Below are 12,297 nucleotides of genomic sequence, written 5' to 3' on the forward strand. Positions count from 1 at the left end.
TCGATCTTGGGGTGAGACCCCGGCCGGTGCATCAACACCGCGTCGGGGTCGCTACGTCGTGGGCACCGTAAGCAGTCGCGACGCTGCGCCGCAAGTCGGTCACAAATTGTCACACTTGCTCGCCGTTACGGGGTGGGGAGGTGGGGAGGATTTCCCTAACCTCCTTCTTTTACCTACCGGTTGTCAGGCGTCGCTCGAATCTCGGAACCCGGAACTCGACGCTCGGATCCCGAGGTCCGAGACTCGGGCCGAGCCTCCGTCACGTACCCACGAAAGAGTGAACAGGGCCTTGCGGAGCTCGGGGATCGGAGCTCGGATCCGGAATCTCGGGGCTCGGATCTCGAAGCTCACCGCTCCGACCCCTACCGCGGCGGCAGCGGCGGCCGTCGCCGGTCCGGGGCCGTGTCGTACGTCGGAGGCGTCGCCGGAGGGTGTGCGGCCAGGAGGTCCAGGGCGACCCTGACTCCGTCGTCGAGTACCGCGTGGCGGCCCTCCGCCCAGTCGAGGGGGGTGCGCAGGGCCTCCAGGTCCGGTTCGACGCCGTGGTTCTCGACCGACCAGCCGTACGTGTCGAACCAGGCCGCGTTCATCGGCACCGTGATCACCGTGCCGTCGCCCAGGCGGTGACGGCCGGTCATGCCGACGACCCCGCCCCAGGTGCGCTGGCCCACGACCGGGCCGAGCTTCAGGAGGCGGAACGCGGCGGTGATCATGTCGCCGTCGGAGGACGTCGCCTCGTCGGCCAGGGCGACCACAGGGCCGCGGGGCGCGTTGGAGGCGTACGAGACCGGCTGGGCGTCGCGGGTGAGGTCCCAGCCGAGGATCGTACGGGTGAGTTTCTCGACGACCAGTTCGCTGATGTGGCCGCCCGCGTTGCCGCGTACGTCGACGATCAGGGCCGGGCGGGAGACCTCCAGACGCAGATCGCGGTTGAACTGGGCCCAGCCCGAGCCGCCCATGTCGGGGATGTGGAGGTAGCCGCAGCGGCCGCCGCTCAGGTCGCGGACGACCTCGCGGCGTTTGGCGACCCAGTCCTGGTAGCGGAGCGGGCGTTCGTCGACCAGCGGGACGATCGCGACGCGGCGGGAGCGGCCCTCGCCCTCGGCGGGCCTGAAGGTCAGCTCGACCGTGGTGCCGCCCGCCGCGGAGAGCAGGGGGTAGGGGCCTGCCACCGGGTCGACGGGGCGGCCGTCGACGTGGGTGAGGACCGCGCCCTCGCGGATGCCCGTACCGGCCAGCGGGGAGCGGGCCTTGGAGTCCGAGGAGTCGCCGGGCAGGATGCGGGCGAGTGTCCAGGCGCCGTCTCGGCAAACGAAGTTGACGCCGAGCAGGCCGATCGCGCGCTGGTAGTGCGGTGGGCCCTCGTTGCGGCGGGCGGGGGAGACGTAGGCGTGGGACGTACCTAGTTCGCCCAGGACTTCGCGCAGGAGGTCGGCGAACTCGTCGGGTGTGGCGACCCGTTCGACCAGTGGGCGGTACTGGTCGAGGATCGCCGGCCAGTCGATGCCGCACATGTCCGGCTCCCAGAAGTAGGAGCGGATGATGCGGCCCGCCTCGGCGTACGCCTGCCGCCACTCCGCCGGCGGGTCGGCCTCGTGCAGGATGCGGCGGAGGTCCAGGTAGACCGTGGAGTCGTTGTCGCCGGGCTCGGTGGCGGGGACGGCGCGCAGTTCGCCGTCGTCCATGACGACGAGGCGGGAGGCGTCGCCGCTTACGGCGAACCAGTCCAGGTGGTCGACGAGTTCGGTCTTCTTCGCCTTGGCGATGTTGAAGTACTCCAGGGTGGGCCGCCCCGACATGTCCGCCGGGTTGGCGAACGTCTCGCCGAGCGCGCCGGAGATCGGCCAGCGCAGCCACACGAGGCCGCCGCCGCTGACCGGGTACAGCGCCGAGTACTTGGAGGCGGAGACGGGGAAGGGGGTGACCCGGTTCTCCAGGCCTTCGAACTCGACGGTGACCGTGGAGCCCTCGGCCGTCTCCGCCTCGTCGGAGTCCACCGGGTCCAGGCCGCCCGCGGCGGGCCGTCCGTCGGGGGAGAGCGCGAAGGGGGACGGGGTCGCCGAGGAGAGCGGGACGAGGTACGGGCGGCAGCCGAGCGGGAAGGAGAGGTCGCCGGTGTGCACGTCGTAGACCGGGTCGAAGCCTCGCCAGGAGAGGAAGGCCAGATAGCGGCCGTCGCCCGTGAAGACGGGGTTCTCGTCCTCGAAGCGGCCGTTGGTGACGTCGACGATCGTGGGGGCGCCGGGGCCCTGGATGCGGGCGAGCTTGATCTTGCGCAGGGAGCGGCCGATGCCGGGGTGCGACCAGGTCAGCCAGGCACCGTCCGGGGAGAAGGCAAGATCGCGGACCGGGCCGTTGACGGAGCGGATCAGTTCGGTGGGCTCGCCGGTGGACGTCTCCTCGTCGGTGTCCAGGAGCAGGAGACGGCCGTCGTGCGAGGCGATCGCGAGCCGTTCGCCGTCCGGGTCGGCGATCAGCTCCTGGACCCGGCCGACCCGGCCGGAGGCGAGCCGGCGCGGTGCACGGTCGCCGCTGGCGCGTGGCAGGTAGGCGATCTCGATCGCGTCCTCGCCCTCCGCGTCGGTGACGTACGCGACCTGACCGCCGCTGCCCAGCATCTCCGGCAGCCGGACGCGGACGCCCGGGGTGTCCGTGATGGTGCGGGCGGGGCCGTCGCGGTGGGTGAGCCAGTACAGGCTGCCGCGTACGGCGACGGCGCTCGCGCGGCCGGTCTCGTCCACGGAGAGGGAGTCGATGTTGCTGGCGGCCGGTACCTGGTAGGTGCGCCGGCCGGCGCGCGGGCCGCCGAGCCGGACCTCCAGCTTCCGGGGCACGGCATCGGGCGACTCGAGGTCGTCGACCAGCCACACCTCGCCCGCGCACTGGTAGACGACCCGCCGCCCGTCGCTGGAGGCGTGCCGGGCGTAGAACGCGTCGTGGTCCGTGTGGCGGCGAAGGCCGGTGCCGTCGGGGAGGCAGGAGTACAGGTTGCCGACGCCTTCGTGGTCGGAGAGGAACGCGATGCGGCCGCCTACGAACATCGGGGAGTCGAGGTGCCCGCCGATGTCCGGGAGCAGCCGCTCGCCGTGCAGCCACAGCCGTCCGGTCGCGCCGCCCCGGTACCGCTTCCAGGCGGCCGGCTCGTGCGGCGGCTTCCCGGTGAGCAGCAGGGTGCGGCGCTCGCCGTCGATGTCCGCGACGGCGATGTCGGAGACCGGGCCCCAGGGCAGCCTGCCCCCGGGGCTGCCGTCCGTGGGCACGCTGTAGGACCAGGAGAAGTACGAGAACGGCTGCCGGTGCGAGGAGACGGCGAGGATCTGGGCGCTGTCGCCGGGGTCGGGGGTCCAGCCGCAGACCCGGGCGTCCGTCGAGCCCCAGTAGGTGAGGCGGCGGGCCGGTCCGCCGGCGACGGGCGCGAGGTGGATCTCGGGGTCCAGGCTGCGCCAGGTCGTGTAGGCGATCCGGGTTCCGTCGGGTGAGAAGCGTGGATGGCTCACTCTGGTGCGGTCGACGGTGACACGCCAGGCGCGCCCGGGCACCTCGCCCTCGGGGGCGAGGGGGGCCACCCAGAGATCGTCCTCCGCGGCGAAGCAGAGCAGATCCTCGTGGAGGTGCGGGAACCGGAGATACGAGACGTCGTCACTCACCCCCCAATGCTTTCGGTGCGCGTGGGCCGCGGCAACTTGTGGTGCGGAACACAAGCGAAACGATTTCGTTTCGCTGGGCGTGCGAGGTACCGTCGATGTGTACGAAACAGTTTCGTTCGATTGACTGACGTACGAATCGCATGCGAGCTCAGGAACAGGAGGTCGACCCATGGCACGCACACGGCTCACGCCCGAGCGTGAGAGCGAGCTGTACGCCGCCGTGCTCGACCTGCTCCGCGAGGTCGGCTACGACGCCCTCACGATGGACGCCGTCGCCGCTCGTACCCGTTCCAGCAAGGCCACCCTCTACCGCCAGTGGGGGAGCAAGCCCGAGCTCGTCGTCACGGCCATGCGGCACAACAAGCCCGTTTCCCTCAGCGATGTCGACACCGGCTCGCTGCGCGGTGACTTCCATGCCGTCCTGGGCCGTAGTGACGACTGTCAGATGGAGAAGGACTCCGCGCTGATGCGGGGCCTGAGCCATGCCGTCCATGACAACCCCGATCTTCTGCAGGCCCTGCGCGAGCTGCTGATCGAGCCGGAGATGACCGGTCTCGACACGCTGTTGCGCCGAGCCGTGGACCGGGGGGAAGTGCGTCCGGACAATCCGGCGCTGAAGTACCTGCCCCACATGCTGATCGGTGCGTTCGCCGCTCGGCAACTGGTCGAGGACCGCCCGGTGGACCAGGCGTTCCTCTCCGACTACGTCGACTCCGTGATCCTCCCCGCTCTCGGAGTCTGACCCGCCGTCCCCACGGCACCCGCACGGCCCTCTCCCCAAGCCCCACCTGACACGCCGCTCTCGTCGTCGGGCTGGTTCCTCACGCCCATTTCCACTCGACCTGACCGGGAGTACGCCTCCGTGGCCACATTCCTCTACAAGCTCGGACGGCTCGCCTTCCGGCGCCGCCGCTATGTCGCCCTGATCTGGGTGGCACTGCTGGCGCTCGCCGGATTCGGCGCGGCCTCCGCGTCCACCGCCACCTCCAGCTCCTTCTCGATCCCGGGTACGGAGGCGCAGAAGGCCTTCGACCTGCTGGAACAGCGATTCCCCGCGTCCAGCGCCGACGGCGCGACCGCGCGCATCGTCTTCAAGGCCCCCGAGGGCGAGAAGATGACGGACCCGGCCCACAAGGCCGACGTCAACAAGATCACCGGCCAGCTGAAGTCCGGCTCGGACCAGATCGCCTCCGTCGTCGACCCGTACGCCGGAAAGGCCGTCTCCAAGGACGGTTCGACCGCGTACGTCTCGGTGACCTACAAGGTCAACTCCATGGAGCTGACCGACGAGACCCGGGAGTCCCTGGAGGACTCGGGCGCGGCGGCGCAGAAGAGCGGGATGACCGTGGAGATCGGCGGTGACGCGCTCCAGGTGATGCCGGAGACCGGCGCCACCGAGGTCATCGGGATCGCGCTGGCCGCGGTGGTGCTCGTCATCACCTTCGGCTCGCTGATCGCGGCGGGGCTGCCCCTGCTGACAGCCCTGATCGGGGTCGGGATCGGTGTCTCGTCGATCACCGCACTGGCCAACGTGCTGGACCTGGGTTCGACCACCTCCACCCTCGCGATGATGATCGGCCTCGCGGTCGGCATCGACTACGCGCTCTTCATCGTCTCCCGCTACCGCGCCGAACTGGCCGAGGGCCGGGACCGCGAGGAAGCGGCCGGCCGTGCGGTCGGCACCGCGGGTTCCGCGGTCGTCTTCGCCGGGCTCACCGTCGTCATCGCCCTCGTCGGCCTCGCGGTCGTCAACATCCCGATGCTGTCGAAGATGGGCTTCGCCGCGGCCGGCACGGTCGCGATCGCCGTCCTCATCGCCCTCACCCTCGTCCCGGCCATGCTGGGCTTCGTGGGCAAGCGGGTCATGGGACGCAAGGCGCGCAAGGCCGCCGAGGCAGAGAACAAGCCCGACGCCAAGCCGAACATGGGCACCCGCTGGGCGCGGTTCGTGCTGCGCAAGCCGGTGTGGGTGCTGCTGGTCGGTGTCATCGGCCTCGGCACCATCGCCGTACCGGCCGCCTCGCTGGAGATGGGCCTGCCGGACGACGGCTCCCAGCCCACCAGTACCACCCAGCGCCGCGCCTACGACCTGCTGTCCGAGGGCTTCGGCCCCGGCTTCAACGGCCCGCTGCTGGTCGTCGTCGACACGGAGAACAGCTCCGACGGCAAGGCCGCGGCCAAGCAGGTCGGTGATGAGATCTCCGGTATGAAGGGTGTCGTCGCTGTCACGCCGGCCACCTTCAACAAGGCCGGCGACGCGGCGATGATCACCGTCGTCCCGAAGGACCGGCCGAGCTCCGTCGAGACGGAGAACGTGGTCCACGCGATCCGCGACGCGGGCAAGGACATCAAGTCCGACACCGGCGCCGAGGTGCTGGTCACCGGTGCCACCGCGATGAACATCGACTTCTCGCAGAAGATGAACGACGCGCTGCTGCCGTACCTGGCGCTCGTCGTCGGCCTCGCCTTCCTGCTGCTGATGGTGGTCTTCCGGTCGATCCTGGTGCCGCTGAAGGCGGCGCTCGGCTTCCTGCTCTCGGTCGTCGCGGCCCTGGGCGCGGTCGTCGCGGTCTTCCAGTGGGGCTGGCTCGGCTCGCTCTTCGGGGTGGAGCAGACCGGTCCGATCATGTCGATGATGCCGATCTTCATGGTGGGCGTGGTCTTCGGTCTCGCGATGGACTACGAGGTCTTCCTCGTGACCCGGATGCGTGAGGCGTACGTCCACGGCGAGAAGCCCGGGCAGGCCATCGTCACCGGCTTCAAGCACGGCGCCCGGGTCGTCACGGCCGCGGCCGTGATCATGATGGCGGTCTTCTCCGGATTCATCGGATCCAGCGAGTCGATGATCAAGATGATCGGCTTCTCGCTCGCGATCGCCGTCTTCTTCGATGCGTTCGTCGTCCGCATGGCCATCGTGCCCGCGGTCCTCGCGCTGCTCGGGAAGCGTGCCTGGTGGCTGCCGCGCTGGCTGGACCGGGTGCTGCCCAACGTGGACGTCGAGGGTGAGGGCCTGCGCAAGGAGCTGGCCGACACCACCGCCGGCGACGCCGGTCCGGACGCCGGGGACGCGCGTGAGCTGACCCGGGTCTGAGCCGGCCCGTACCGGCCGGCCGATGAGCCGCTGACCTCCGGGGCCGCGTCTGAGCGGAGCGCGGCCCCGGAAAGCACCGGTTACCTGTGGGGACGGGGGACCGGGGCGACGAGAGCCCCCGTGCGCATGTGCACGGGGGCTCTCGTCATGCCGTCGTGGGATCAGGCGTCATGCCGTCGTGGATCAGGCGGGCGCGGCCTCGGGTTTGGCTCCGGTCATCGTCCGGCTGTGGGTCCGCCGCAGGAAACGGATCAGTGGCGCGCAGTCGAACTGCACCACCTCGACGCCGTCGGCGGTATGGCGCTCGACGACCAGCTGGACCCGGCCGCACGGCCAGATCCGCAGGCCGTCCTGTTCGACGGGGGCACGCAGCCCGCGCTCCAGCAGATCGCGCGGGACGGCCCACTGCTCGCCGCCGGGGAAGGCGACCTGGATCGTGTCGGGGGTGGCGGTGGCGGTGTCGTAGCGAAGCTCGACGGGCACGACGGGCAGGTCGCGGGCGTCGGTGACGAGCCGGGCTCGGGCATGTTCTTTGATCACGGGGGACATGGGCCGGCTCCTCCTGTGTGTACGTCTTCGTTCTCTAATGTCCCATATTTTCCTAAAAGAGCACTGTGAGAACTCTGGGCAGTTGTGACAACCCCGCTCTTGCGAATGGTTCGCAACAAGGCTCTATCATTGAGAGGTTCACGACCCCGCGCAGCAATGCAGGAACGCAGGAAGCGGAGCCTCCCCCATGCATGTACCCGACGGATTCATCAACGCCCCCGTGTCCGCCGTCGCCGGAGTCGTGGCCGCCGGCGCCGTCGCCGTCAGTCTGAAGGGGGCCAGGCGCGAGCTGAACGAGCGCACCGCGCCGCTGGCCGGGCTGGTCGCCGCCTTCATCTTCGCCGTGCAGATGCTGAACTTCCCCGTCGCGGCCGGCACCAGCGGGCACCTGCTAGGCGGGGCGCTCGCCGCGATCCTGGTCGGGCCGTACACCGGAGTGCTCTGTATATCCGTCGTCCTGCTGATGCAGGGCATCCTCTTCGCCGACGGCGGGCTCACCGCGCTCGGCGTGAACATCCTCGACATGGGCGTCGTGACCACCGTCGTCGCGTACGCGCTGTTCCGCGGGCTCGTCGGCGTGCTGCCGCGCACCCGCCGCTCCATGACCGCCGCGTCCTTCGTCGCCGCGCTGGTCTCCGTACCGGCCGCGGCCGCCGCCTTCACGCTGATGTACTGGATCGGCGGGACCACCGACATCCCGATCGGCAAGGTCTTCACCGCGATGGTCGGGGTCCACGTCCTGATCGGCCTCGGCGAGGCCGCCATCACCGCGCTGACCGTCGGCGCCGTCATCGCCGTCCGCCCCGACCTGGTCCACGGCGCCCGCGGCCTCACCGCCCCGCTCAAGCTCCGCATCGACGGCGAACTCGTCGACGCCCCCACTGCCGCGCCCACGCCTGCCCCCGCCCACCGTCCGACCAAGGGCCTGTGGGCCACCGGGCTGGTCACCGCCCTGGTCCTCGCCGGCTTCGTCTCCTTCTACGCCTCGGCGAACCCGGACGGCCTGGAGAAGGTCGCCACCGACCAGGGCATCGACAAGGAGGCCAAGGACCACGCCGCCAAGGACTCCCCGCTCGCCGACTACGGCGTCAAGGACGTCTCCGACGCCCGGCTCTCCGGCGGACTGGCCGGCATCATCGGCGTCGGGGCCACCCTCGTCGTCGGCAGCGGTGCGTTCTACGTGGTCAGCCGTCGCCGCCGGGCCGGCGAGGAGCCCGCTGCCGCCACCCGTACCGACGAGAAGGTCTGATGGGCGCCGGGCACGCCCACAAGCTCTACCGGCACGGGCACTCGCCGGTCCACGACCTGCCGCCGCACTGCAAGCTCGCCGCGGTCTTCGCCTTCGTCGTGGTCGTCGTCACCACCCCGCGCGAGGCGGTATGGGCCTTCGGGCTCTACGCGCTGCTGATCGCGGGCGCCGCCGCCGTGGCCCGCGTCCCCGCCGGCTTCCTCCTCAAGCGGCTGCTGATCGAGGTGCCGTTCGTCGCCTTCGCCCTGCTCATGCCGTTCGTCGTCCCCGGCGAGCAGACGCAGGTCCTCGGGCTCTCCGTCAGTGTCCCCGGGCTCTGGGGCGCCTGGAACGTCCTCGCCAAGGGCACCCTCGGCGTCGCCGCCTCCGTGCTCCTCGCCTCCACCACCGAACTGCGCTCGCTGCTGCTCGGCCTCCAGCGCCTGCGGCTGCCGCCGCTGCTCGTCCAGATCGCCTCCTTCATGATCCGGTACGGCGATGTGATCACCGACGAGATGCGCCGGATGTCCATCGCCCGCCGCTCGCGCGGGTTCGAGGCACGCGGCATACGGCAGTGGGGTGTCCTCGGCAAGTCGGCGGGCGCCCTGTTCATCCGGTCGTACGAGCGTGGCGAACGCGTCCACCTCGCGATGGTCAGCCGCGGCTACACCGGTTCCATGCCCGTCATCGACGAGGTGACCGCCTCGCGCGCCCAGTGGGCGTACGCCGCGGCACTCCCCGTGCTCGCCCTCGTCGTGTGTCTGCTGGGATGGACTGTATGAGCCAGCCCCCCGCCACACCCGTTCCGCCGCCCTCCCTGGAGGTCAGCGGTCTCGCCTACGCCTACCCCGACGGTCACCAGGCGCTCTTCGGCGTCGACCTGACCGTCGCCCGCGGTGAGCGCGTCGCCCTGCTCGGCCCGAACGGCGCCGGCAAGACCACCCTTGTCCTCCATCTCAACGGCATCCTCGACGCCGGCGCCGGCACCGTCCGCGTCGCAGGACTGCCCGTAGAGAAGCGCAACCTCGCCGAGATCCGCCGCCGCGTCGGCATCGTCTTCCAGGACCCCGACGACCAGCTCTTCATGCCCACCGTCCGCGAGGACGTCGCCTTCGGACCGGCCTCCGGCGGGCTGCGCGGCGCCGAACTGGAGGAGCGCGTCACCGAGGCCCTGAAGCAGGTCGGCATGGAGGAGTACGCGAGCCGGCCGCCGCACCACCTCTCCTTCGGCCAGCGCCGCCGCGTCGCCGTCGCCACGGTCCTCGCCATGCGGCCGGAGATCCTCGTCCTGGACGAACCCTCCTCCAACCTGGACCCGGCCTCCCGCCGCGAACTCGCCGACATCCTGCGGTCCTTGGACGTCACCGTGCTGATGGTGACGCACGACCTGCCGTACGCCCTGGAGCTCTGCGGCCGCGCGGTCATCCTCAGCGAGGGCGTCATCGCCGCCGACGACCGGACCCAGGACCTCCTGTGCGACGAGGAACTGATGCGCGCGCACCGGCTGGAGCTGCCCTTCGGGTTCGACCCGCGATCGGTGAAGGTCCGCGTTCCGTGAGGGTTCGCGTTGCGTGAAGGTCCGCGTTCCGTGAGGGTTCGCGTTGCGCGGGAGTTCGCGGGCGGTGACCGGTCGCGGCCGATGAGGGTTCGCGGCCGGTGAAGGTTCGCGTTCCGTGACGGTGAACATGTGGTGACCCGCCCCACCCGCGACCTGCGGCGCAATGCACCATGGGGGGATGAGCGGGAGCGCAGGAGCAGGCGTGGACGTACGGGGCACGGCGGCGCCCGGATTCGAACCGGTCCGGGATGCTTTCATCCGTAACTTCGAACAGCGTGGCGACCGCGGGGCAGCGGTCACCGTCTACCGGCACGGGCAGAAGGTCGTCGACCTGTGGGCCGGCACCAGAGATGTCGACGGAGCCGAACCATGGGCCGTCGACACCGTGCAGGTAGTCCGCTCGGCCGGCAAGGGCATCGCCGCCGCCGTCCCGTTGCTCCTGCACCAGCGCGGCCAGATCGACCTGCACGCCCCGGTCGGCACGTACTGGCCGGAGTTCAAGGCGAACGGCAAGGAACGCGTCCTCGTCCGCCACCTCCTCGCCCACCGGGCCGGAGTCCCGGCGCTGGACCACCCCCTGACGCCCGACGAGGCGGCCGACGGGGTGAGCGGGCCGCGCGCGGTCGCCGCGCAGCGCCCCGAGTGGGAGCCCGGTGCCGACCACGGCTACCACGCGCAGACCTACAGCTGGCTCGTCGGCGAACTGGTGCGGCGCGTCACCGGCCGGACCGTCGGCCGCTGGGTCGCCGAGGAGATCGCCCGCCCGCTCGGCCTGGACTTCTGGTTCGGGATCCCGGCGTACGAGGCGCACCGGGTGGGCCGGATCGGCCCGGTCGAACCGCCCGCCGGCGACGGCACGGGCGCGCTGCGGATGCGCCCCAAGCGCTCGGTCGTCGACGCCTACCGCGACCCGGACTCGCTGACCCGGCGGGCGTTCGGCGCCATCGACCCGTTCCCCGACGAGAACGACCCCGGCTACCGGGCAGCCGAACTCCCCGCGTCCAACGGCATCGCCACCGCCCGCGGCCTGGCCCGCTGCTACGCCGCGATGATCGGCAAGGTCGACGGCCACCGGCTGTTCGCCCCCGCCACCCTCACCCTGGCCCGCACCGAGGAGTCGGCGGGACCGGACCGGGTCCTCGTCGTGGGTACCCGCTTCGGCCTCGGCTACATGCTGCACGGACCGGCGGCCCCGCTGCTCGCCCCGGGCTCCTTCGGACACCCCGGGCGGGGCGGCTCACTGGGGTTCGCCGACCCCGAATCCGGCATCGCCTTCGGCTATGTGACGAACGGTCTGCAGAAGGGAGTCACCGCCGACCCCCGTGCCCAGGCACTGGTGCGCGCAGTACGTTCGGCGCTATGACTTCTGCCGCGCTCTCCTCCGCTCTCCCGCGATTCGACGGATACCGCGTCCTCATCACCGGCGCCGGCCAGGGCATCGGCGCCGCCACCGCCCGCCGGCTGGCCGCCGAGGGGGCCAGGGTCCTGGTCACCGACCTTGACGGCGACCGGGCACAGGCGGTGGCGGCGGAGATACGGGAGAGCGGCGGCGAGGCGGACCCAATGGCCTGCGACGTCGCCGACCGGACGGCCGTCGAGGCGGCGGTGGAGCATGCCGTCTCGCTGTTCGGCGGCCTCGACGTGCTGGTCAACAACGCCTACGCGTGCACCCCGGACGCCGCGCTCTTCGAGGACGAGCCGGACGAGGTCTGGCAGCGCGACCTGGACGTCACGCTCAGCGGCGCCTACCGGTGTGCGCGGGCGGCCCTCCCGCACCTCGCCGCGTCCGGCCGGGGCGCGATCGTGTCCATCGGCTCGGTCAACGGGGTGCAGGACTTCGGCAACCACGCCTACAGCGCCGCCAAGGCGGGCCTGGCGAGCCTGACTCGTACCCTCGCCGGTCACGCAGGACCGCGCGGGGTGCGGGTCAACCTGGTCGCTCCCGGCACGGTCCGCACCGGTGGCTGGGCGGGCCGCGAGGCCGAACTGGCCCGGGTGAGCGGCCTCTACCCGCTCGGCCGGGTCGGCGAACCGGAGGACATCGCGGCGGCCGTCGCCTTCCTCGCCTCGTCCGACGCGGCGTGGGTCACCGGCACGACGCTGTGCGTGGACGGCGGGCTGACCGCGGTGAACACGGGCTTCCGGCAGGCACTCAGCGAGTAGCCGGGCGGGCTGCCCGTCGGGCGGGTTGCCCGGCTACTCGCTGAGTGCCTGCCGGAAGCCC

General features: G+C 71.3%; 9 protein-coding genes. 7 read left to right on the top strand and 2 right to left on the bottom strand.

Annotation, left to right across the window (positions count from 1 at the left end; translation table 11 throughout):
- Positions 1-362 precede the first annotated feature (362 nt).
- Positions 363-3,647 carry a S41 family peptidase gene (locus tag JGS39_RS27930; RefSeq protein ID WP_219572371.1) on the bottom strand — a complete coding sequence of 1,095 codons (3,285 nt, stop codon included), beginning with the start codon at positions 3,645-3,647 and terminating at the stop codon, positions 363-365.
- A gap of 169 nt (positions 3,648-3,816) precedes the next feature.
- Between JGS39_RS27930 and JGS39_RS27935 the strand changes: the two genes are divergently transcribed.
- Together JGS39_RS27935 and JGS39_RS27940 are read left to right on the top strand one after the other, a co-directional pair.
- On the top strand, positions 3,817-4,389 hold the full coding sequence (locus JGS39_RS27935) for a TetR/AcrR family transcriptional regulator (protein WP_219572372.1): 573 nt from the start codon (positions 3,817-3,819) through the stop codon (positions 4,387-4,389).
- A 120-nt stretch (positions 4,390-4,509) separates the two neighbouring features.
- Positions 4,510-6,738 carry an MMPL family transporter gene (locus JGS39_RS27940; protein ID WP_219572373.1) on the top strand — a complete coding sequence of 743 codons (2,229 nt, stop codon included), beginning with the start codon at positions 4,510-4,512 and terminating at the stop codon, positions 6,736-6,738.
- A 183-nt stretch (positions 6,739-6,921) separates the two neighbouring features.
- Here JGS39_RS27940 and JGS39_RS27945 read toward each other — a convergent pair whose 3' ends face one another.
- Positions 6,922-7,287, bottom strand: a complete 366-nt coding sequence (locus JGS39_RS27945; protein ID WP_219572374.1) for an SsgA family sporulation/cell division regulator — start codon at positions 7,285-7,287, stop codon at positions 6,922-6,924.
- 187 nt (positions 7,288-7,474) lie between these two features.
- Between JGS39_RS27945 and JGS39_RS27950 the strand changes: the two genes are divergently transcribed.
- The 5 genes from JGS39_RS27950 to JGS39_RS27970 all read left to right on the top strand — a co-directional run bounded on the left by JGS39_RS27950 (position 7,475) and on the right by JGS39_RS27970 (position 12,236).
- Positions 7,475-8,536: an energy-coupling factor ABC transporter permease gene (locus tag JGS39_RS27950; RefSeq protein WP_219572375.1), complete on the top strand. Its 1,062-nt coding sequence runs from the start codon at positions 7,475-7,477 to the stop codon at positions 8,534-8,536.
- Positions 8,536-9,297, top strand: coding sequence for a cobalt ECF transporter T component CbiQ (gene cbiQ, locus JGS39_RS27955; RefSeq protein WP_219572376.1), 762 nt, complete (start codon positions 8,536-8,538; stop codon positions 9,295-9,297). The genes JGS39_RS27950 and cbiQ overlap by 1 nt, the downstream gene beginning before the upstream one ends.
- The gene (locus tag JGS39_RS27960) at positions 9,294-10,073 is read left to right on the top strand and encodes an energy-coupling factor ABC transporter ATP-binding protein (protein WP_219572377.1); all 780 of its coding nucleotides are present in this window, start codon (positions 9,294-9,296) and stop codon (positions 10,071-10,073) included. Before cbiQ ends, JGS39_RS27960 begins: the two co-directional genes overlap by 4 nt.
- Before the next feature lie 202 nt (positions 10,074-10,275).
- A complete protein-coding gene (locus JGS39_RS27965; protein ID WP_219572379.1) occupies positions 10,276-11,436 on the top strand; it encodes a serine hydrolase domain-containing protein in 1,161 nt (386 codons plus the stop codon).
- Positions 11,433-12,236 carry an SDR family NAD(P)-dependent oxidoreductase gene (locus JGS39_RS27970; RefSeq protein ID WP_219572378.1) on the top strand — a complete coding sequence of 268 codons (804 nt, stop codon included), beginning with the start codon at positions 11,433-11,435 and terminating at the stop codon, positions 12,234-12,236. The genes JGS39_RS27965 and JGS39_RS27970 overlap by 4 nt, the downstream gene beginning before the upstream one ends.
- The last annotated feature ends 61 nt before the right edge of the window (positions 12,237-12,297 follow it).

It is taken from the genome of Streptomyces poriferorum (genome assembly GCF_019399235.1).
Lineage (GTDB): Bacteria > Actinomycetota > Actinomycetes > Streptomycetales > Streptomycetaceae > Streptomyces > Streptomyces poriferorum.